Origin of the sequence: Kurthia populi, assembly GCF_042686175.1 — a bacterium.
In the GTDB taxonomy this organism is placed as follows: Bacteria; Bacillota; Bacilli; order Bacillales_A; family Planococcaceae; genus Kurthia; species Kurthia populi.
Genome location: NZ_JBHUOR010000002.1, coordinates 1 through 22,707, shown reverse-complemented (window position 1 = coordinate 22,707; position 22,707 = coordinate 1). Strand labels below are relative to the sequence as shown.

Sequence of the window (22,707 nt, the reverse complement as noted above, 5' to 3'; positions counted from 1 at the left end):
GGACCTTACGATGACACAGCGCACAAATACATTTACGATTTTCTTTCTTGTTGCACTCATGCTGATGTTTGTAGAAGGATTTTTATTTGGGAATGGCAATATTTTCTTCGCATTCTTTGGCGTACTTGGCGTGATTTTTGCGATGAAGAAAAAGAAACGCACGATTTTTTGGATTAGCGCTGGTATTATTGTGCTCGTACTTATATCCATGTGGAGCATGCGTCTTATCGTCCTCGCCATTTTAGGATACGTCATCTTTAAAATGATGCGTAAAGAGCCAGTAGAGTTTGATTTTTCAAGCTATAAAGGCGCGGCAAATACGCAGAGTAATCCTGTTATCGCATTTGATTCAATGAATACAATGGAATCATATGAATGGCGTGATGTGCACATTCAAAATGCGGCAGGCGATATTATTATTGATACGACTTCTACGATTTTACCGAAGGATACGTCACTTATTAATGTGCGCCAAGGCTTTGGTAAAACAACCGTCTACGTGCCGTATGAAATTCCTGTACGCATTCATTTCAACACATTATTTGGTGAAGTTCATGCCTTTGACAATCAATACAATCGATTATTTAATGAATCGATTATGCTACAAGACGGGGCTAAAATCGATACACCGCAGCAATTAATTATTACCGTTTCAACATTCCTTGGCGACTTGGAGGTTGTACGAAAATGACAAAACTCATTATGCGCTTTATCGCGTTTCTTCTATTATTTACAGTAACCTTTGTACTCATTGGCTTTTTCTTTTGGCATACGCCGCAAGGATTCCTTATTTTACTCGAAAAGAAATATTTAGAACTATCGTATGCTGTATGGCTAGCCATCATCTTTAGTGCCCTTAGCTTATTTATTTCATTCTGGTCGATTTCACTCACGCAGCAGCGTGATTACACGTACGGGCAAATGCTAGATCAGCTACTAAGAAATAGCGCGGCACTACCGAAAAAACGTGTATTACCACGCAAACAAACCGCACAAATTGTGGAGCTTGCAGAATTAATTCAGACACAGAAAAAAAGTCTACAACGCTTAATTAATGACGATGCGAAAGCGAAGGAAGCGATGATTGAGGAACAAGTTATTCAAGAACGTCAGCGCCTCGCACGTGAATTACATGACTCCGTATCCCAGCAGTTATTCGCCGCTTCGATGCTGTTATCAGCAATTAATGAAACCATTGATGTAAACGAAACCTCTGCAAAGCAGCTACAGCAAACGGAAAAAATCGTGCAGCAGGCACAGCTCGAAATGCGTGCCCTACTGCTCCATTTACGCCCTGCTGCCTTAAAAGGAAAAACACTTGCAGAAGGCATGAACGATTTATTAATGGAATTACGTCAAAAGGTACTGTTTACGATTCATGAACGCATCGAGGAAGTAACATTACCAAAAGGTGCTGAGGACCATGTCTTTCGTATCGCGCAGGAAACGTTATCGAATACACTACGACACTCAAAAGCAAGCGAGGTTGATTTATTATTAGTCGAACGCAATAAACGCGTCATTTTACGCGTGCAAGATAATGGTGTCGGCTTTGAATTAGATGATGACACACATGGTGGCTCGTACGGCTTACGTAATATCGAGGAGCGCACCATCGAAATTGGCGGGACATGTAAAATCGTCTCTGTCCCTAATCAAGGCACGATTATCGAAGTTCAAATCCCAACCGAACAGGAGGAAACGACATGATTCGTGTATTATTAGCCGATGATCATGAAATGGTCCGTATTGGCGTGTCCGCTTACTTACAAGCACAGCCAGATATGGAAGTTGTCGCTGAGGCAGAAAATGGAAAGCAAGCTGTTGAAAAGGCGCTCGAAACTCGCCCTGATATTATTTTAATGGATATGGTGATGCCCATTATGACGGGCGCTGAGGCAACGGCTGAAATTATTAAGCAATGGCCCGATGCGAAAATTATGGTCGTCACAAGCTTTTTAGATGATGATAAAGTATACCCTGCACTTGAAGCAGGTGCGATTAGTTATATCTTAAAAACGACCAACGCGAAAAGTATCGCAGACGCTATTCGAAAAACATTTGATGGCACGTCGGTATTAGAGCCGGAAGTTACAACGAAAATGATGCAGCGTATGCGTCAGCCTGAGCGTGAACTACATGAAGATTTAACAGAGCGTGAATCTGAGGTGCTGTTATTAATGGCGCGTGGTATGACAAATCAGGAAATCGCCGATGAACTCTTCATCGCCTTAAAAACAGTTAAAACCCATGTTAGTAATATCCTCTCTAAACTCGAGGTGCAAGACCGTACACAAGCCGTTGTGTATGCATTCTCACATCATTTAGTGAATTAAGTAGCTGCTCCTGTGGCTGCTTTTTTATTTTTCAGCACCCTAATTTTCTCTAAAAAGTCGTATCCTATTTTTTACAGGATGTTTTTTTGTAAAAATGAGGTTTTCGAATAGTAAAAACCGCCATTTTTCGCTATTATAAGGACATCCTAATTTAAATAGAAAGGGTTTTCATTTGAATATCGGGCAAAAAATCAAATTGCAACGACTCAAACGCCATATGACACAACAACAGCTTGCAAAAGGGATTTGTTCTACTTCCTATCTTAGTAAAATCGAAAAAAATCATGTCGTTCCAAAACAAGAAATCAAGAATGCTTTATTTAAACGCCTTGATATTCAAGATTCCTTATTTGAAATAGATGAACAGACCTTTATGCATCATATTCAAACAGCTTATCATGCTGTTTTATCGATTCAAACAAAAGAACATGCACGTATTGCGTACAATACGTTTTACAGCACACCAATTTCGTTAAAAAATCCACAAAACTTTTATACAACAAATTTATATTTATGTTATTTTTCAATTATTGCAGAAGAGCCTCTCGAGAATGTGCAGCCTCTCGTTAATGGACTTTTAGCAATTAAAGACAACTTCACACCGTATCAAAATTTTTTATACCATGCGATTTATGCTAAGTTTCTATTTAAGCAAAATAAATTTGAAGAAGCAAAATCAGCTGTTTTTAAAGCCTTTAAAGTGATGAATATAGACACGATTGAAGAAATAGAGTACGCCACATTACTAGTACTTGAAGGGCAAATTCATTTTCGTCAGTACGAACATGGTAATGCCTTTTCTCGTACACGAAAAGCGCTCGATATTTTCTTAAATAATCATGCACATGAGCAGATTTTAAAGACCTATAATTTTCTGGGCTTAATCAATCTACAATTCGGCAACTATGAATACGCCTTAAAATTTTTAAATACCGGCTATGACTACGCTGTGCAGCTCGCGAAAAAACATCATTATGGTCAGTTACTGCAAAATATCGGCTACACATATGCTCGTATGCAAGAGTCTAAGCGTGCAATTCACTATTATCGCCAAAGCTTAAAAAACAAAAAGGACCCAATGAAGCAATTGATTACAATTCATTCCCTAGTAAAAGAATATTCAAAGGTTAATCAAACCGAACAAATTACAAAATGGTGTAATTATGGCCTTGCGTTAATTAATAAACATGGGTTAGAAGATGAAGCGCGCAGCTACCACTTTCATTTTCATATTTATCCAATGCTTCATGACCTGGATGATTTTAAACCGTATTGCTTAGAAAACGCGATTCAGCATTTTAGTGCCATCAAGGACGATCGCAACGTTCAGAAATATGCGCTTGTATTAGCTGAAAAGTATGAAGCATTAGAAAACTATAAAAAAGCTGTTAGCTATTATCATTTAGCAAATGAGGCTAGTTTTTCTGTACGTGCTATCAAAGCTTGGCAAGACCTATAACAAAAAAAACGACACTGCGATCAACACACAGCGTCGTTTTTTTCAATTGAGTAAAGCACATTACTCATTTATTCGGACCGCTATTTCTATCCACTGAAAATAGCGCTTTATCGTTCTACTTATGGAATTAAGTTCATCACAAAGTTTGTAACGTGTTGTAGTGACGTAAAATTAAAGAGTTGTTGCGAACAAAACAGCATACTGAAACCAGCCAAAACGAGCGAAAATACAGAACCAACTAAAGCACCTTTTGTCGGTGATTTAATAGACATGAATAGCGGACCCTCCCGTACGTTTTTTACTTACTGCTAGTATACGGGATTAAAATTTCAGTTATATGACAAAACGCTTACGTTAACATTAAATCCATTGTCATTTGTAAAAAACACGTTATAAAAGATCTAATGCAAGCCTTTTCATTTTTCGTTATAATGGCTCATAAAAAAGAAGGTGCACACATATGTACAAAACCGTAGCACAAACGGCAAAAGATATTCATATGTCAGAATCACAAGTCATACGCTATGTGCTGCATGGTCGTATTCGTTCTGTTTATGATGGCGAACAATTTTTAATTAATAGCCAACAATTCACGACGTATTTTGAACAACTTGAACAATTAAAACATGAAATCGACATTTGGAAGGCAACGCCGATTCCAGAGGACATTGATATTAAAGATGAAGATTAAAAAAGCATGTGAGATGGTAATTCGACAAACCCTCTCACACGCTTTTTTATTGTATTAAGCTAAAGATACTGCTTTTTCAGGCTTCGCTAACATATCTGCATAATCTTCCATCATGACACTAGCTGTTGGATACATACCTGCACCCGGTCCAACCATTGTTAATGTGCCAATATAGTTTGTATCAAGGGTTACCGCATTATTGACGTCATCAATTGCATATAGCGGATGATCCGCTCCAACAAGCTGTGGTCCTACTTTAGCAATAATTTCACCCGTTGCCTCGTCGCGATACGCATCTGCTACGTGGCGATAGCGTAATCCTTGTGCTTTTGCCTCTTCTATCTGTTCAGATGAAATACCATCAATACCTACAACCTCTACTTTATTCCAATCAGGCTGCTCACCAAATGCTAGTGCACAAAGAATCATGAGCTTACGGAATGCATCCTCACCCGACACGTCATTATGTGGATCAGCTTCCGCATAGCCTAAATCTTGTGCGGCCTTTAGTGCGACATCAAACGGTAATTCCTCTGCGCGCATTTGCGTTAGGATATAGTTTGACGTGCCATTTAAAATGCCTTGCACTTGTTTTACTTCATTGACGCGTAGTAGGTTTTGCATTGTTTTAATAACAGGCACGCCGCCCGCCGTCGTTGCCTCGTAGCCTACTTGTACACCTTTTTTCTTGGCCTTTAATTGTAGTTCTTGACCGTATCGTGCAAACATCACTTTATTCGCTGTGATAACGTGACATCCCTTTTCAATCGCTTGATCTAAGTAACCATACGCTGGGTCCTCACCTACAATACCTTCAAACACGACCTCTAAATCTGGAATCGCTAAAATATCGTCAAATGACTCTGTAAATAGTGAAGAATCAATACCTTCACGTACTTTTGATGCGTCACGCACTAAAATTTTTGCGACTTCAATTTCTACGCCTAACGTTTGTTTGAAATGCTCACGACGTTCATGAACGATGTTGTAAATGCCTTGTCCAACCGTACCGAAACCTAAGATTGCTGCCTTGACTGATGCCATATTTGTTCGCCTCCAAATGCTTTTTCTTCTAAACGCTCTTTTTGTACTTACCGAGAGTACAAATGTTCCTTCATTAGAAACAATTATACTTAGTTTAGACGATAAGGTGCATAATTTCAAGAAAATTCTTTCTTCGATGGACAATTGTCTCCTCTAGGCGGTCACAAAGTGTTCAATGGACAAACGAATGAGTTAGCCATTTTTTCTGTTGGTGGCAAATGAGCCGAGTTGATTTCTTAAATACTTGCGAATGCTTTTTCAAGCGCTGCAATAATGTCATCGGCGTTTTCTAAACCGATCGATAAACGCACAAGTTCCTCAGGCACGCCTGAAGCAATTAATTCTTCTGCGCTTAGTTGCTGATGTGTTGTCGATGCGGGGTGGATAATTAGTGAACGCGCATCGCCAACATTTGCGACATGTGAGAATAATTCAACTGTATCGATTAACTGACGACCTGCCTCGCGTCCCCCTTTAATACCAAATGTTAATACGGAGCCGGCACCATTTTTTAAATATTTTTTTGCAAGTGCAGCATTTTCACTCGTTTCAAGACCGTTGTAGCGAACCCATTCTACCTTGTCATGCCCGTCTAAAAATGCAGCAACTTTTGCGGCATTTTCATTGTGACGAGGTACACGTAAATGAATCGTCTCTAAACCTTGAATAAAGTTGAATGCAGCATCTGCACTTAATGTCGGACCGAAATCACGTAATAAAATGACACGAAGGCGCGTCGCAAAGGCGGCACTCGCTGCATCAATACCGTAACGAATCCCATGATATGAAGCATCTGGCTCTGTATAATCTGGGAATTTACCACGCGTCCAATCAAATTTACCCGCGTCGACAACAACGCCACCAATCGTTGTACCATGGCCACCAATCCATTTTGTCGCAGAGTGAATAACTACGTCTGCACCGAATTCGATTGGATTTGAACCGATTGGTGATGCGAATGTATTATCAATAATTAATGGAATATCATGTTTATGTGCAATGTCTGCTAATGCTTCTAAATCAGCAATGGTAAGACTTGGATTCCCAATTGTTTCAGCGTAAATCGCTTTTGTATTTTCCTGAATCGCCGCTTCAAACTCAGCTGGATGACGCTCATCTACAAAGGTCGCTGTAATGCCGTAGCGAGGCAGTGTGTTGGCAAATAAATTATATGTACCACCATATAGACTATTAGCTGCAACGATATGGTCCCCCGCACGCGCAATATTTAAAATCGAGAACGCAATGGCCGCCATACCTGATGATAGCGCTACTGCTGCTGTGCCACCTTCAAGAAGTGCGACACGCTTTTCAAATACATCGACTGTTGGATTCATAATACGAGAATAAATATTTCCCGGCTCCTCTAATGCGAATAACTTACGCGCATGTTCAGAGTCATTAAACTTATAGGCCGTTGTACGATAAATCGGTACTGCGATAGCACCTGTTTCTGGATCTGGCGTTTGGCCACCATGGATTGCGATTGTTTCTTTTTGAAATTCTGTCATATTCATTTCCTCCTAAAATTTTCCGATGGAACATCGGGAGAAAGAAGGAAAAATAAAAAACCCTTCTTCATAAGAAGAGGGTTGTATAAGCAATAGTCCTCCCCTTATCTTTCAGATCCGATTCAATCTGTAGGATTTAGCACCGTAGTAAAAATACTGGTTGCCGGGCATCGCAGGGCCTATTCCCTCCGCCACTCTTGATAAAGGTATATGATTTGATTTTTTTGTTCCATCTGATTGTACATCAGTATAACGAACTTACACATACGCGTCAACAGAATTTTCTAATTTTTTAAAATTTACTGTCTTTATAAGAAATATATGCACATATCCGCTAAAAAACATACTTCTTTCGCTCGTTAACGACTGCTGTTACGAAAGTTTTAACTTTTGCACAAAATTACATCCCTTAAACAGCCTATAATTGTAAGTAAAAGGAAGGTGTTATATGCTATGTCTGAAAAAAAAGAGAAAAAGAATTTAAAAGGATTATGGATTGCTTTAGCGTTTCTTGCTCTCATTATCATTACATTTCTTCCGAATAACGGCGATGTCCCAATTGCTGGTCAACGCAGTCTTGCCATCCTCGCATTTGCCGTTATTTTATGGGTGACAGAGGCTGTATCCTATCCAGTTAGCGCCGCAATGATTATTGCGATTACAGCAATTTCACTTGGCTTTGCGCCAACAATTGAAGACCCTTCTGCTACGTATACAACTGCTGGTGCCTTAAAAATGATTTTAGGAGGCTTCTCTAATTCTGCTGTTGCCCTCGTTGCCGCTGCACTGTTTTTAGCAGCAGCGATGCAAGCGACAAACCTGCATAAACGCTTAGCATTATGGATTTTAAATATTGTTGGTACTAAAACAAAAAACATTGTTTTTGGCGCCATTTTAGTATCAATTATTTTAGCATTTTTCGTGCCAAGTGCTACCGCACGAGCTGGCGCTGTTGTACCTATTTTACTCGGAATGGTTGCTGCATTTGGACTTGCTAAAAATAGTAGACTTGCCGCATTACTCGTTATTACAGCCGTCCAATCCGTATCCATCTGGAATGTCGGTATTAAAACCGCTGCCGCACAAAACATGGTTGCACTCAGCTTTATTAATAAAGAATTTAATGTTGATGTGTCATGGAGTCAATGGTTCCTTTATGCCGCTCCGTTCTCACTCATTATGTCCGTTATTTTATTTTTCGTGATGATCAAGCTTATCAAACCTGAAACAAATGTCATTGAAGGCGGCAAGGATGTTATTAGACAGCAGCTCGATGAATTAGGTAAATTAAAAGCTACTGAAATTCGCCTAATTGTCATTTCACTACTACTGTTATTTTTCTGGTCAACAGAAGGTCGCCTTCATCAATTCGATACAACAACAGTCACAATTTTTGCGATTGCATTATTATTAACACCAAAAATCGGTGTCTTCGAATCCTGGAAGTCTGTTGAAGCACTTATTCCATGGGGTACAATTATTGTTTTTGCAGTCGGTATCGCACTTGGTACTGTACTGCTTGATACACAGGGAGCTCAGTGGTTATCTTCCACTGTATTTGGTTCACTTGGCCTTGAACATATGCCAATTCTTTCAACAATTGCGCTAGTAAGTGCCTTTAATATTTTGATTCACTTAGGCTTTGCGAGTGCAACGAGCTTATCGTCTGCGCTCATTCCAATTTTAATCGCACTCACAACAACGATTCAACTCCCTGCAGATGCTATCGGCTTTGTCTTAATTCAGCAATTTGTTATTAGCTTTGGTTTCCTGTTACCAGTAAGTGCCCCGCAAAATATGCTAGCTTATGGTACAGGCGCCTTTACAGTCAAAGATTTCTTAAAGTCAGGGATTCCACTTACAATTGCCGGTTATTTACTCATATTATTATTCAGCGCAACCTACTGGAAATGGCTTGGCTTATTATAAACCGACCAACAGAGCGTTCAAAAATGAGCGCTCTTTTTTCATAAATTCAAAGCGCTTTTGGTAGCCACTAAATGGCAAAATCCGTTATAGTTAAACTGGATTTACAAACTTACATATAGGGGGCTTTTTTATGAATGATGTACAACAACAATTACGCAATCACACATCGGTGCGTAAATATACAGGCGAAGAAATTCCGAAAGAAAAAGTATATGAAATGTTAGAAACCGCTCAAATGGCAGCCACTTCTCATTTCGTCCAAGCCTATAGCGTCATCTATGTGACCGATGAAGAGAAAAAACAAAAACTCGGCGAGCTTTCAAAAAATGACTTCCAATTCAAAACTGCTGGCGCCTCACTCTTATTTTGCGTCGACTTCAAGCGCCTACAAATCGCTGGTCAAAAATACGGTGTCGATATTACGGCAGATACAGCCGAAAATATTTTAGTTGGTGTCAATGATGTTGGCTTATTCGCACAAAACTTCGTTGTAGCCGCTGAATCAGAAGGCTATGGCATTTGCTATATCGGTGGTGCACGTACAGGAGCCGCAGAAATTAGCGAGCTATTTAACCTGCCTGAGTACGTGTTCCCAATGTTTGCGATGACACTTGGTACACCGACAAAAACAAATGATTCAAAACCACGTCTACCAATCGATGCTATCGTCCACGAAAATGGCTATGATGTTGAAAAGTATGATGCGCTTTTATCTCAATATGATGAAGACTTAAATAACTATTACTTAAATCGTAATGCCAACCAAAAGAATGAAAACTGGACACGCCAAATGGCAGATTACTTAGTGAAACAACAGCGTCCACATATGAAGGACTTCTTAGCTTCAAAAGGCTTTACGTGGAAATAAGCGCATTAAAAAAGAGACTCGGACAAAACACGTCTTTTCCTTTTTTCGCGTTCGCAATGAAAAACCGGAACCGCGCCACAGCGCGATTCCGGTTTTTTTATGCTTACATAAGAGGTTGCTACACGTATGTCAAAGCCTCTTTTTTGCTTATTCTTTTTCTAGTAAGCCATCCACTTTTAATTCTTTTACTGGTAGGAAGACATCTGCAGAATTAATATATGTTACTTCTACCTTGTCTTTTTCCTGTAAATAAACTGCAAGCGGTGCAACTTCCGTTGACACGATATAGTTATCGCCATTGTCTAATAAGAAGGAAACATTCGTGAAGTCACCATTTTGTTCCTTATAGACACGCACCACTTTACCTGTCGCTGTTTTTTCTTCCTGTGATGAGCTACCATTTACTGTACTTGATGAGCCAGTACGACTTAGCACGGTTTTATACTGACGCAGTGCTTCATTTGGTGTAGCGCCTGTTACGGCAATCTCAGGATTTGCTGCTGACACGATGTAGTAGTTTTGTAAGAAGCCATTTGAATCAAGCACTGGCACTAGCCAGCTTGCCTCACCATAGAAGTTATAAAGAAGTGGCATAGAGCCCTCCCATTTCTTCTCAACGAATTTCTTCTCAACTACTTGAAGCGCACCTTCTGAATCCATATACGCTTCGTCTTTATTCCCTGTATAATACGTGGCCTCGCCTGTACGTGCATTCGTTAATGAATAGCCAAGCATTGAGTCCACGCCCTCTTTTGGACTTGTGAAATCAGTGAAATAATACATATCCCCTTTTTCATCAAATACAGGACTTACATTTGCTTCTGTCCCTTCATCTGAAGGAAGCTTGATGTCACGTTTACCGAAAATCGTATTGAAATAACCATGTACATATTTACCGAAGTAGCTATTTTGTAGGCTCACCGCTTCTGGTGACACCGCGCCGTCAATAAATGCTGGTACGTCTTTTAGTGCATACGTTTTAATATTCCCTGACGCCGCATCTACCATAACAATCCCTTTTGGCGCAAAGCCGTTACGTGCCGAGATAAATTCACCATATGTGCGGATATAGTACGGCTTACCGTCATCATCGACTTCAAGTTGAACATCGCCGTTGAAAATTTTCGTTGGATTATGCAGACGCATATAACGCTCGACATTGTTATTTAAGTACGCAGACTCTGCATACTTCATTTCTGATTTGACGAATTTCGGATTAGCTGATGAATCCGTAGCACTCACCATAAAGTAACCTGGTGATGTATTCCCTTTAAACCATTTCCAGAAATCTGAGAACTCGACTGGCGCAATATAGACAAACTCACCGTTTACCTTTTGAATTTGTAAATTGCCTAGCTCATAATAACTTGTATTCGGCACTTGACTAAAGGCCTTTTTCATCTTATTACGTGCATATTTTGGTGGCACACTCGCTGGCGTTTTCGTTTCATCGAATGCTTTTAGCTCTGTTTTCGTCGCCATTTTTGCTGAGTCATATTTATCATTCGCATTTAGCATTGGCGCAAGTAGCATATAGCCTGCAAATAATACACTCGCTACCCCAACGACCAACTTCACCTTTTGCTCCAGACCAGCAGAAAATGCACTACCGATAATTGCTAGAATGAAAAATGCTGGCCATAGTGCTGTCCAGTTTTGGTCAATCTTTGTAATGTAGAAAATAAGTCCGAACACGATAAATGCGAGGACAAAGACCCCGCCGAAAAACGCTGCCTTAAAGCCCCATTTAAAATCGCCTTCCTTTGTTTTGCCCGTCAAAGGTACGATTAAAATGGCGGATATCGCCGCAAAAATTGCTGCAATAACAAACGTCATAATCATTTTTAGTTCCCTCCCAAATCTCGATACTTTTTATACGGAATATGTATGTAAAAAGTTTCATTTTAGAGGTGTTTCGGGAATAAAACAACTAATTCGCTTTTGAATGGAGGAATGTTTATGAAAACCTTCTATATCATTGGCGCAATTGCATCGGCAATGTATGCTGTACATTTTATGCCGCTTGATGAAGCATATTTCATCAAGCAAATTTTCAAGGTTATTCCGATGCTCTTCATCATTCTTCTTGCATACCGCTTCCATGATCTACGACAGGAGAGCTACTCACGTTCGGTTATTGTAGCGCTAATTTTGATTACTTGCGGGACGGCGACACTGCCATACTTAGTGTTTAGCTTAATGTTTTTCGCCGCCGGTCAACTATACTTTCTTCGAGCATTTTTCACGATGCCATGGAAAACGCCACCTAAATCCCTGCTCATCGCACTTGTGATGGTTGCAGCGATTATTATCGGTTGGGTCGTTGGCAACATCATGAAAGATCACCTCTATATGCTTAGTCTAGTTATTAGCCTCTACATTGCGATTACATTAACGATGCTTTGGGCCTCTTTCCACACACGTCAATGGATGATCATTACCGCAACACTGTCCTTTGCCTCAGCTAATTTACTGTTTGCCATCAACAACTTCATTACGCCACTTAGTAACCTAAATGCGCTCATCATGACGCCTTATTATTGCGCAGCGCTTTTATTTAGCCTAAGTATCGTAAGTTATTTCGGTTTGCCAAATAAAGTGTTAGAATAACGTTAGAATAGTCTTTATTTTTGTAAAATTACGTCATAAAGCTACATTCGTCATTTATTAGGAGGTTTTTAAGAATGAAAGAAACAGTTATTGAACGCTTAGTGCGCTACGCAAAAGTTGATACGCAATCAAATGCAGCGAGCGAAACAACACCATCAACGAAAAAACAATGGGATTTACTACACTTACTTGAAGCAGAGCTAAAAGAAATTGGCATGCAAGATGTAACTGTAGATGAATATGGTTATTTATTTGCGACACTACCAGCAAACACAGACAAAGAAATCCCAACAATCGGTTTCTTAGCACATGTTGATACTGCAACAGATTTCACTGGCACAAACGTGAATCCAAAGCGCTGGGACAACTATGACGGCGGCGATTTACAATTAAATGACGACGTCGTACTATCACCTTCTATGTCACCTGAGCTTGCAGGTTATGTTGGTCAAACACTCATCACAACAGACGGTACAACATTACTTGGCGCAGATGATAAAGCCGGTATCGTTGAAATTATGACAGCAATGGAATATTTAATTCAACATCCAGAAATCAAACATGGCGAGCTACGCGTTGGCTTCACACCAGATGAGGAAATCGGTCGTGGCCCACATAAATTTGACGTCAAACGCTTTAATGCGGATTTCGCTTATACAATGGATGGTGGTCCACTAGGTGAATTAGAATATGAGAGCTTCAATGCAGCGTACGCGAAAGTCACAACTTTCGGTACAAATGTACACCCTGGTTCAGCTAAAAATAAAATGGTAAACTCAATTACTGCTGCGATTAAATTCCAAGAAATGATGCCTAAAGATGCGGTTCCTGAATTAACAGACGGCCGCGATGGTTTCATTCACTTAATGGAATTCAATGGCACCATCGAAAAAACGGAAATGGAATATATTATCCGTGACCACGACCATGACCAATTTGAAGCGAAAAAAGCACTTGTACAACAAGCTGCTGAGCAGTTAAAAGCCGAGTATGGCGCTGATGCTGTCGTACTTGATATGGGCGACCAATATTACAATATGGGCGACAAAATTGAACCTGTAAAACATATCGTTGATATCGCACACAAAGCGATGACAAATTTAGGTATTACACCAATCGTAAAACCAATTCGCGGTGGTACAGATGGCTCTCAACTTTCTTATATGGGCTTACCGACACCAAATATTTTCGCTGGCGGCGAAAATATGCACGGTAAATACGAATACGTGTCAGCTGAAACAATGGTTAAAGCAACGGAAGTAATGATTGAAATGATCAAACTTTACGAGGCACAAGCTTAACCTATAAAGAGAGGCTGGGACAAAACACGTCATGTTGCTTTTTTAGCGTTCGCAACGAAAAACCGGAACCGCACAGCGCGATTCCGGTTTTTCTTATGCTCAAACGGTTGTTTCCGACGTATGTCCTAGCCTCATTTTTATGCACATCATTATCTGTATTTTTCGACATTTACAATACATGTCGATTATTTTTGTGTACACTAATGCTAATCCACTGTTAATTCATGAAAGGAGTATGTTGATGTTTGAAATTCTTCTTGGTGTACTCGCCGCATTATTTTTTGCGGTGACGTTCATTTTAAATCATGCGATGGAGCTTGATGGTGGTAGCTGGCTTTGGAGTTCATCGCTACGTTATTTCTTTATGCTACCTTTTTTATTTATCATTGTCGCCATGCAGCATAATGTAAAACCGATGACGACTGAAATGAAAAAAGCTCCCATACAGTGGTTACTGTGGAGCTTTGTAGGCTTCGTTTTATTTTATGCACCGCTCACATTTGCAGCCGCATATGGTCCAGGCTGGCTCGTATCCGGTACATGGCAGTTTACGATTGTTGCCGGGGTGCTACTCGCACCACTGTTTTTTATACATACAGCAACTGGTCAACGGGTGCGGCAACAGATTCCCGTTACGTCACTCGGCATTTCCTGTATTATTTTAGTCGGTATCGTCTTGATTCAAATTCCGAGCATCTCCTCTGTCGGCTCTAAAGATTTACTGCTTGGATTAATCCCTGTCCTCATTGCTGCGTTTGCTTACCCACTCGGCAATCGTAAAATGATGGACCTTTGTGATGGACGTCTTGATACCTTTAGCCGTGTTCTCGGCATGACAATTGCATCGATGCCTGCATGGATAGTCATGGCGATTTATGCGCTGATGACAGTCGGGTTCCCGTCAATGAGTCAAGTCATCAATTCATTTATTGTCGCGATCAGCTCGGGCATTGTAGCGACCGTATTATTTTTCATTGCGACCGATCGGGTGCGTAGTGACCAAGGAAAGCTCGCGGCGGTTGAAGCCACACAATCTGCTGAAATTATTTTTGTTATTATCGGTGAAATGATTTTATTAAATGTCGCGCTACCATCGACAATGGCACTTATCGGTCTTGTCGTTATTATTCTTGGCATGTTTATTCATAGTTATCATACAATGCTACTGAAAAAGAAGGTCCATTAAGCGTCCTTTTTACGCACAAAAAAAAGAACGCTATGGTTGGCGAAAACCGAGCGTTCCGGGAGTGTTCGTTCTATTCAAAACTTTTGAGGGGGGTTAAGAATAGTACGTAGATTAACTAAGATTTGGAGAAAAGTAGCTAATCATGAATCTTCTCAAAGTTGCAATTGAAGAGAAGGAGTTTTTCTTTATGTGATAATGATAATCTTTCTCAATTGAATAGTCAAGACTATTTGAGAAAATAGTTTAAATTTTTTTACAAAGGTGGAGATTTTTCTATGTCAGCATTATCGCGTGACCAGTTGATACAACTGCATTCATACAGTATTTACCCCGATGAAATGGAACAAAAACTTTTCTCTTTAGAAGACGTTCTAAATGAGAATTTCAAATTAGATTTGCTGAGAATGGCTCAAGTTTTCAGTGATAACACAAATGAAACGGTAGCACTTTCTTACTTTACAAAGCGCTACGGCATGTTTATTTCCATGCAATTTTATATGATGACGGCCTACGAGGAAGTTTGGCAAGGCGATTTTTCGGCTATTGGTTTTATTGCACGCGAAGAATACGGGCGCCGCTCCCTCTCTATGACGGCTAATAGTGACGACTGGGATTTCGTCGATGAGGATGAGCGCTACGAGGCCATTCATACAATTTTACATGAGCAATGCCTGCCAGTTGTCAAAGCACTGCGCGCCATTACAGCGATTTCTCCGCTTCTTATTTGGGAAAATATTTTCGGCTATATGCTGTGGCATTTTCATACGCTACTACAAAATCCATTAACGCATGATACCGCACGTGAAATCGTTGATATTTTAGAGGCAGAGGACGTCTGGCAAGGTATTTCTGAACATTCTATCTGGCATCGCTATACAAATGGTGTGCATCCATCCTCTCTAATCAATGTGCCTGTTCGTAAAACGTGTTGCTTTTCAAAGGATGTACCCGGACTCATGGTATGTGGATTTTGTCCATTAAAGTAGGACTTTACAAATTTTAAGATTAGCAGTAGACTGTAACTATAATTTTCCCAAAGGAAACTTTTTGTACTATAAGAAAAAATAAAGGAAGAAGGAAACTACAATGGCTCAAATGAAGATTCCACTTTTCCATCCTTATAAACGTCCTTCTGCTGAAGCTGTATTGAATGGGAACGTCAAAGGATTCAAAAGAATTTTGCCATTCCTCGGACCTGCTTTTATCGCTGCGGTTGCCTATATTGATCCTGGTAACTTTGCAACGAATATTACTGCAGGTTCTGAATACGGCTATTTATTACTATGGGTTATTGTCATCTCTAATTTGATGGCAGTGCTTATTCAATCACTCTCTGCAAAGCTTGGCATTGCGACTGGCAAAAACTTACCCGAAGTAGCGCGTGAGAACTTTTCAAAAAAAACTTCTATCATGCTATGGATTCAAGCTGAATTGGTCATTATGGCGACTGATTTAGCAGAGTTTATCGGTGCAGCGCTTGGTTTATATTTATTATTTAACATTCCGATGATTCCAGCGGCCATTATTACCGCGATTGGCTCATTTGCGATTTTAGAGTTACAGCGCCGTGGCGTACGTGCCTTTGAGGCTGGTGTTTCAGCAATGGTTGTTATGGTCGTGCTCGCATTTGCGGTACAGTTATTTATCGCCGATCCAAATGTTGGTGACGTTGTAGGCGGCCTATTCCCTGCCTTTGATGGCGTCAATTCATTATTACTTGCTACAGGGATTCTTGGTGCGACAGTGATGCCACACGCGATTTACTTACATTCATCGCTGACACAGCATCGTGTAAAAGCAGAAACACCGGAGCTGAAAAAACGTGTTTTCCGCTTTGAATTAATCGATATTATTTTCGCGATGATTGTCGCAGGTGCTATCAATATGGCAATGCTTATTATTGCCGCTGCCACCTTCCATACACGCGGCCTTCATATCGAAGACTTAGATGTCGCCTACAATTCATTCCACGAGCTTTTAGGCCCAACTGCCGCCATTTCATTTGGTCTCGGCTTATTAATCGCTGGTCTTGCAAGTTCATCTGTCGGTACACTCGCTGGTGACGTCGTCATGCAAGGCTTTATTCAAAAAAGTATTCGCCTGTACGTGCGCCGGACCATTACGATGATTCCGCCACTTGCGATTATTATTTTCGGCATTAATGCTACAAAGGCACTCGTTTGGAGCCAGGTCATTTTATCATTCGGGATTGCCTTTGCCCTCATTCCACTCGTTATGTTTACGAGCAACAAACGCATCATGGGGCCTACTCTAGTGAATCATAAACTTACGACGATTCTTGGCTGGGCCATTTCAGCACTGGTCGTTTGCTTGAATTTATATTTAATTTATCAAACCTTTTTCGAGAACTAAAAAACGACTGGGGCAAAACACGTCCCTTTCCCTTTTTAGCGTTCGAAACAAAAAACCGGAACTACGCCACAGCGCGATTCCGGTTTTTCTTATGCTCCTATGAATGGTTGTTATACGTATGTCAAAGTCTCTTGTTTATAGTTGATGAGCGAGATAACGATACGATGATGGAATTTCAGGCTGTGCTCCTTTTTGCGTGACAACATAGCCCGCTACATCCGAAGCATAATGAATCGCTTCCTCGAGTTCAGCCCCGTTTAATAGCGCGACAGCTAATGCGCCACTAAATGCATCCCCTGCGCCCGTTGTATCGACAGGTCTCATCTTATTCGATGATAAATAACCTTGCTGTCCGTCTCTTGTAAAGTAATACGAACCCTTTTTACCGAGCGTTACAATAACGCAGCCGACTCCTTTATTAATCAAAATTTCACAGGCTTCGCTCAAATTATCTTCATCAAACGGAATGCCTGATAAGCTTTCAAGCTCTGTACAGTTAGGTGTTAAATAATCAATTTTCATCAGCATATCATCTGATAATGGCTGTGATGGCGCTGGATTTAAGAAAATTTGCGTATTGCTCGCATAGGCAATATCGATGGCGCGCTCAATCGCAGGTAGTGGAATTTCTAATTGTAATAACAGCATATCGCTTCGTTCAATGACGTCACTTGCTTCATCAATTTGTGCAGGTGTTACATTAAAATTAGCGCCAGGATAAAGTAAAATCGAGTTTTCTGCCGTATGTGAGAGCTGAATAATCGCCTGCCCTGTTAAGCCCTGTTGATGGATATAGGTTGTATCCACATGCTGTCCTTCTAAATTGAAAATCGCTTGCTGACCGTAACCATCTTCGCCGACACTCCCGACGAAGGCGACATCTGCACCTAATTGTGCGGCTGTCATCGCCTGATTTGAGCCCTTCCCACCGAAAAATAGGTGATGGTCCGTCGTTTGAATCGTTTGACCTTCCTTCACAATCGATGGCACCTCATATACTAAATCCATATTAATACTACCAACCACAACAATTCTCTTTGACATGCGCTAAAATCCCCCTAAAAGTATTTACAACGTTTTTCCAATCGTTGTTACTGCCTCGAAGAATAGTTTGATAAATGCCGCGCGGTCAACGCTGTGTAGCACATGCACATTTGGCTCTTTGCCCGATTGCTTCGTATAATCAACAATCGTCGCCCCCTGTGTCAGACGCCCCTCTAGTTCTACCTCAACAAAATAATCATCACCGCGGTACAGCTCAGGTGCGACAAGACAGGCCACCGCACTCACATCATGAATGCGAATCTGCTCCTCAAAGCCAGGTGCATAAAAAGGTGTCTGCTTTTGTGTAAACGTATAAAACTGCATCATATCCGCCACTTTTTCGGCGAATGGTGTCCCAAGTGTACGTAGATGCGCCATTTCATCACGTGTAATATACGCTTTATGTGTCACATCAAGGCCACTCATAATGATCGGCACACCGGCACGCATAACAAGCTCCGCTGCATGTGGGTCTACATAGGCATTAAACTCAGCCGTTGTTGACATATTACCACCGACTGCAGAACCGCCCATCCATGAAATTTGTTTAATATTTGGTTTCACTTCAGGATGTGCAATAAGCAGCGCGGCAATGTTTGTTAGTGGCCCAGTCGCAACAATCGTTATCGGCTCTGTTGAATGTATAAGTGTGTCATACATCGCCTGAATTGCTGGACGTTTACTCGCTTCAAATGCAGGGTCTGCCCATTTCACATTGCCAAGACCGCCCTCACCGTGAATATCTTCCGCTACTTCTTGCTTACGAAATAATGGCTGTGGTAAACCGCGTGCCACTTCTACATGCTTGTTAATATACGTTAAAAAGCTCAGTGCATTATACGTCGTTTTATCAATCGTTAAGTTCCCCGCTTCCGTTGTCACAAGACGCACATCCAGCTCTGGTCGTGCAAATGCGAGCATCAGCATCATCGTGTCATCAACACCTGGGTCACAATCAATAATCACCGGAATCTGATTCAAACTATTCACTTCTCCTATCATTCTAGCTTTTTTTTAGACCTTATTCACTACTTTTTATAAACAATCTCAAAATCGTCATTATTTTTAATTAATCCTGTACCAACATAGCCTGCTTTTAATAATGTCTGCTGTGCTTCGGTGTCACTCATTGAAATCGTTTTTTCTTCCTGATAAATAGGTGATGCCGCTTTTAAATCCTTGAAGAAAATATAACGTAATTTACCGCCGTATTTTAATTTTAAGCCTTTCACGACTAAGCCCTGTGAAAATTTATCTTTTAAGCTTGGAATATTGTATGGTTTTACAGTCGCACAAACATAGTCATAGCGCGTCAAATCTGCCGCTTCCATAATGACCTGCGCCATAAGCTTTTGTAAGCCATAGCCACGCCAGTCTGGTGAGACATTTGAAATCTCCTGATAAAAAACGCGTGATAACTTTTCTTTTGCTACGCCGCAGTCGACGCCTAAATGCTCGGGGTCATCCTGTGGGTCAAGTAATGCACGAAAGGCAATCAGCTCACCCTCTGCATACACCCCCATTAGCAGGCCATTACCACTTAAAATATTTGTGAACTCAGCTGTTGAGAGTGGCTGTAATGTATTTTTATCTGGTAATGCATCATACACTTTTTGCTGTAACATTTCTAGTTCTGCTAAATGCGCCATTGTTAGTTTTTGCATCGTGACAGGCGTCTCTCCTAGCATGCCTTCATAAAATAATGCCATACTAGCCCTCCTTTACAACATCTTTGAATTTGCAAAGCTCTTCTAAGATGGCTTCATCGACTGTTACCCCTAAACCCGGTTTTTCGTTTAGTTCGATAAATGGTACCTCATAGTGCAAGTCGCCGATGTCTTTTGAGAATTTTAATGGACCGGTTAATTCAACACTTGTCATAATTTTTTTCGAGAATGCAACGTGGAAGCCAGCCGCTGAACCAACGGATGATTCAACCATTGAACCAACTTGGCATTCAATACCAGCCATCTCAGCCATTACTGCTAACTTCATTGCTGGATAAATCCCACCGCATTTCATTAATTTAATATTTACTTTATCCGCCGCGCGTTTTGCGATAATTTCGCGCATTTCTTTTACGCCATGTAAGCCTTCATCAATCATTAGTGACACATCTGCTTTTGATTTAATTTCCACCATCGCGTCAATATCATCTGCTTTTACGGGTTGCTCTAACCAGTCGATGTCTAAATCGCGCATTGCACGTAAACCGCGTAATGTTGTTGAGGCATTGACCCAGCCTTGATTGACGTCTACACGAATAGCGATGTCGGCACCGACACGTTCACGCACTGCTTTAATACGCTCGACGTCTTTCATTACTTCTGTACCGACCTTCATTTTGAATGAACGGTAGCCCATCTCAACATGCTCCGCCGCCTCATTGGCCATTTTTTCGGGACTACCAATGCTAAGTACATGTGTGATTGGGAATTTTTTATGGAATCGTCCGCCGATTAATTGATATACTGGTACTTGCAGTGTCTTACCGGCAATATCAAAGCACGCAATATCGATTGCTGCTTTTGCGGCTGGCACGTCACGAATGACTTTATTCATTACTTCATGAATTTTCTCAAACTCCATTGGATTTTGACCAATAACTGCAGGAGCTAATTGGTGTTTTAATACTGCATACGTGCTTTCCCATGATTCGCCTGTTACGTGATCATCTGGTACAGACTCTCCGTAGCCGATGACACCTGTATCCGTCGTCATTTTGACGATGATTGATGGCATCGTATCATAGCGATCATACGAAATAATAAAAGGCTCGATTAGTGGTAAGTGAATTGCATAGATTTCAATTTGTGTAATTTTCATGTTAGATACTCCTGTTATGTTAAAATAGATGTCGTTAAATAGTCGTTAAATAGCAACACAATATTAATGAAAAGGAACGATGACTATGTCTACGAAAGTAGCTGTAAAAGTAGCTGTAATTAGCTCTCGTGCATTTAAAGAACGGTTAACTAAGCTCGCTCAGCAAATAACTGATATCGAGCTCGACTTTTATATTTATAAACATCCCGCACAAACGCCTAATTTATTAAAAAGCGTCAAGCCGTGCGATGTGCTTTTTATTACGGGCACACTGCCTTACCTTTATAGTAAACCAATGTTGGAGAATTGGCCAATACCCTGGACCTATTTAAAGCAGGATGAATTTTCAGTTTCGAATACATTACTCGCGGTCGTTGCCAATCATGCCATTCCCCTATATCGTCTATCCATCGATGTCATGGACCGTCGCTTCGTTGAAAATGTATTATCCGATATCGATTATCAACATGCAACTCCCTTCATTCATGAAGTGACAACAGCTATGGACAATACAGCATTATTTGAAACCCATCTTTCATTATGGCAGCAGCAAAAAATTGATTATGTGATTACGAGTAGTCACAACGTTTATGAACAACTACAGCAGGCCCATATTCCGTCGATGTGCATTTTGGATTCCTCCACATCGATTTTACATCGTTTAGAGGAAACAAAAGCGCTGTCTCGTATGACCAAATCAGAATCAGCAAAAGTTGTCGTTGGTATGCTTGAAACCCCACATGAACACGACGAGTTTGCTGATGCCGTTACTTCGATTGTCCATGGCATTCAGCAGCCTTTTGAAAAAGAACATGTCGAGATTTACACGACAATGGGGCATTTAAATCATGCCTTAGAGCATCAAAAGCTCGAAAAACTTATAAAGCAGGCACCCTTTGATGTGAAGATGGCTTTTGGTTATGGTCAATCGATTAATGAAGCCGAACAAAATGCGCTATACGCGATGCAATACACGAAGCAAAATAGCATCTGCATCATTGATGAACATAAAAATTTAATCAATCCATTAAAAGAGAAAAATGAAAATTTAGCGCTCCAAATAAAAGATCCATCCATTATGAAGCTAGCAAAAGAAACACAGCTAAGCCCGCTAAATATTTCGAAAATCATCGCCTTTAATAAAGGACGACAAAATACTCAATTTACAGCACATGATTTATCCGAATATTTACAAGTTACACGTCGTACGACAGAGCGTATTTTGAAAAAGCTCGTCGATAAAGACTATGTACGCGTTGCTGGCGAGGAAATGAGCTACCAACAAGGGCGCCCTCGTACAGTATATATACTCAACTTCGCAATCTATTAAAAAGAGGCTATGCGGGAGTCAATTCCCTAGCCTCTTTTTTTATCATTTCTTCGCAGAATACCCCTCCCTCAAGGAACGTAGTGAGTAGGGAGGGGATGAATGCGAACCCAATGATTCTGCCAGTACTAATTTGTTGAAAAGAACATCTGTTCCTATTATACTATTCGAAAAAGGAGGTGTCTGTCATGCCACATCAAGC

Annotated in this window: 21 protein-coding genes and 1 riboswitch; of the genes, 13 read left to right on the top strand and 8 right to left on the bottom strand. The window is 40.7% G+C overall.

Annotated features, from left to right (window positions below; all coding sequences use genetic code 11):
* The first annotated feature begins 10 nt into the window (after positions 1-10).
* The 4 genes from liaF (at position 11) to ACFSY7_RS00130 (ending at position 3,795) form a co-directional block, all read left to right on the top strand.
* Positions 11-691, top strand: a complete 681-nt coding sequence (liaF, locus tag ACFSY7_RS00145) for a cell wall-active antibiotics response protein LiaF (protein WP_126991007.1) — start codon at positions 11-13, stop codon at positions 689-691.
* Positions 688-1,710, top strand: coding sequence for a sensor histidine kinase (locus tag ACFSY7_RS00140; protein ID WP_380146392.1), 1,023 nt, complete (start codon positions 688-690; stop codon positions 1,708-1,710). Before liaF ends, ACFSY7_RS00140 begins: the two co-directional genes overlap by 4 nt.
* Positions 1,707-2,336 (top strand): response regulator transcription factor, encoded by a 630-nt coding sequence (locus tag ACFSY7_RS00135; protein ID WP_020188975.1) that lies wholly within the window; start codon positions 1,707-1,709, stop codon positions 2,334-2,336. Before ACFSY7_RS00140 ends, ACFSY7_RS00135 begins: the two co-directional genes overlap by 4 nt.
* A gap of 172 nt (positions 2,337-2,508) precedes the next feature.
* Positions 2,509-3,795 carry a helix-turn-helix domain-containing protein gene (locus tag ACFSY7_RS00130; RefSeq protein WP_380146391.1) on the top strand — a complete coding sequence of 429 codons (1,287 nt, stop codon included), beginning with the start codon at positions 2,509-2,511 and terminating at the stop codon, positions 3,793-3,795.
* A 119-nt stretch (positions 3,796-3,914) separates the two neighbouring features.
* On the opposite strand, the gene ACFSY7_RS00125 is transcribed toward ACFSY7_RS00130, so the two are convergent.
* Complete coding sequence (locus ACFSY7_RS00125; protein ID WP_020188973.1) at positions 3,915-4,067, bottom strand: hypothetical protein; 153 nt, start codon at positions 4,065-4,067, stop codon at positions 3,915-3,917.
* A 188-nt stretch (positions 4,068-4,255) separates the two neighbouring features.
* Between ACFSY7_RS00125 and ACFSY7_RS00120 the strand changes: the two genes are divergently transcribed.
* Positions 4,256-4,486, top strand: a complete 231-nt coding sequence (locus tag ACFSY7_RS00120) for a DNA-binding protein (protein ID WP_380146390.1) — start codon at positions 4,256-4,258, stop codon at positions 4,484-4,486.
* 54 nt (positions 4,487-4,540) lie between these two features.
* Here the strand turns inward: ACFSY7_RS00120 and ACFSY7_RS00115 are convergent, their stop codons facing one another.
* Positions 4,541-5,530 carry a homoserine dehydrogenase gene (locus ACFSY7_RS00115; protein ID WP_380146389.1) on the bottom strand — a complete coding sequence of 330 codons (990 nt, stop codon included), beginning with the start codon at positions 5,528-5,530 and terminating at the stop codon, positions 4,541-4,543.
* Between the two features lie 236 nt (positions 5,531-5,766).
* Positions 5,767-7,041, bottom strand: a complete 1,275-nt coding sequence (locus tag ACFSY7_RS00110; protein WP_020188970.1) for an O-acetylhomoserine aminocarboxypropyltransferase/cysteine synthase family protein — start codon at positions 7,039-7,041, stop codon at positions 5,767-5,769.
* Between the two features lie 101 nt (positions 7,042-7,142).
* Positions 7,143-7,248: riboswitch (SAM riboswitch) on the bottom strand.
* A gap of 246 nt (positions 7,249-7,494) precedes the next feature.
* Between ACFSY7_RS00110 and ACFSY7_RS00105 the strand changes: the two genes are divergently transcribed.
* Positions 7,495-8,970, top strand: a complete 1,476-nt coding sequence (locus ACFSY7_RS00105; RefSeq protein ID WP_029497692.1) for an SLC13 family permease — start codon at positions 7,495-7,497, stop codon at positions 8,968-8,970.
* A 130-nt stretch (positions 8,971-9,100) separates the two neighbouring features.
* Complete coding sequence (nfsA, locus tag ACFSY7_RS00100; RefSeq protein WP_020188968.1) at positions 9,101-9,838, top strand: oxygen-insensitive NADPH nitroreductase; 738 nt, start codon at positions 9,101-9,103, stop codon at positions 9,836-9,838.
* A gap of 147 nt (positions 9,839-9,985) precedes the next feature.
* Here the strand turns inward: nfsA and ACFSY7_RS00095 are convergent, their stop codons facing one another.
* On the bottom strand, positions 9,986-11,680 hold the full coding sequence (locus ACFSY7_RS00095) for a hypothetical protein (RefSeq protein WP_380146388.1): 1,695 nt from the start codon (positions 11,678-11,680) through the stop codon (positions 9,986-9,988).
* Positions 11,681-11,797: 117 nt separating this feature from the next.
* Here ACFSY7_RS00095 and ACFSY7_RS00090 point away from each other — a divergent pair, with 117 nt between their 5' ends.
* The 5 genes from ACFSY7_RS00090 (at position 11,798) to ACFSY7_RS00070 (ending at position 17,308) form a co-directional block, all read left to right on the top strand.
* Positions 11,798-12,448 carry a lysoplasmalogenase family protein gene (locus ACFSY7_RS00090; RefSeq protein ID WP_380146387.1) on the top strand — a complete coding sequence of 217 codons (651 nt, stop codon included), beginning with the start codon at positions 11,798-11,800 and terminating at the stop codon, positions 12,446-12,448.
* A 74-nt stretch (positions 12,449-12,522) separates the two neighbouring features.
* Positions 12,523-13,749 (top strand): peptidase T, encoded by a 1,227-nt coding sequence (gene pepT / locus ACFSY7_RS00085; protein ID WP_020188965.1) that lies wholly within the window; start codon positions 12,523-12,525, stop codon positions 13,747-13,749.
* A gap of 241 nt (positions 13,750-13,990) precedes the next feature.
* A complete protein-coding gene (locus tag ACFSY7_RS00080) occupies positions 13,991-14,935 on the top strand; it encodes a DMT family transporter (protein ID WP_020188964.1) in 945 nt (314 codons plus the stop codon).
* Between the two features lie 275 nt (positions 14,936-15,210).
* On the top strand, positions 15,211-15,921 hold the full coding sequence (locus ACFSY7_RS00075; RefSeq protein WP_020188963.1) for a hypothetical protein: 711 nt from the start codon (positions 15,211-15,213) through the stop codon (positions 15,919-15,921).
* Between the two features lie 100 nt (positions 15,922-16,021).
* Positions 16,022-17,308 carry an Nramp family divalent metal transporter gene (locus tag ACFSY7_RS00070; protein WP_020188962.1) on the top strand — a complete coding sequence of 429 codons (1,287 nt, stop codon included), beginning with the start codon at positions 16,022-16,024 and terminating at the stop codon, positions 17,306-17,308.
* Between the two features lie 135 nt (positions 17,309-17,443).
* On the opposite strand, the gene rbsK is transcribed toward ACFSY7_RS00070, so the two are convergent.
* From rbsK to ACFSY7_RS00050, 4 genes are read right to left on the bottom strand one after another with little or no spacing between them, the layout of a single operon-like run.
* Entirely contained in the window at positions 17,444-18,352 is a 909-nt protein-coding gene (rbsK, locus tag ACFSY7_RS00065; RefSeq protein WP_020188961.1) for a ribokinase, read from the bottom strand.
* A 24-nt stretch (positions 18,353-18,376) separates the two neighbouring features.
* Positions 18,377-19,342: a nucleoside hydrolase gene (locus ACFSY7_RS00060; RefSeq protein ID WP_380146430.1), complete on the bottom strand. Its 966-nt coding sequence runs from the start codon at positions 19,340-19,342 to the stop codon at positions 18,377-18,379.
* A 38-nt stretch (positions 19,343-19,380) separates the two neighbouring features.
* The gene (locus ACFSY7_RS00055; protein WP_380146386.1) at positions 19,381-20,061 is read right to left on the bottom strand and encodes a GNAT family N-acetyltransferase; all 681 of its coding nucleotides are present in this window, start codon (positions 20,059-20,061) and stop codon (positions 19,381-19,383) included.
* Position 20,062: 1 nt separating this feature from the next.
* Positions 20,063-21,178 carry a mandelate racemase/muconate lactonizing enzyme family protein gene (locus ACFSY7_RS00050; RefSeq protein WP_380146385.1) on the bottom strand — a complete coding sequence of 372 codons (1,116 nt, stop codon included), beginning with the start codon at positions 21,176-21,178 and terminating at the stop codon, positions 20,063-20,065.
* An 85-nt stretch (positions 21,179-21,263) separates the two neighbouring features.
* Here ACFSY7_RS00050 and ACFSY7_RS00045 point away from each other — a divergent pair, with 85 nt between their 5' ends.
* Positions 21,264-22,508 (top strand): hypothetical protein, encoded by a 1,245-nt coding sequence (locus ACFSY7_RS00045; protein ID WP_380146384.1) that lies wholly within the window; start codon positions 21,264-21,266, stop codon positions 22,506-22,508.
* Positions 22,509-22,707 lie beyond the last annotated feature (199 nt).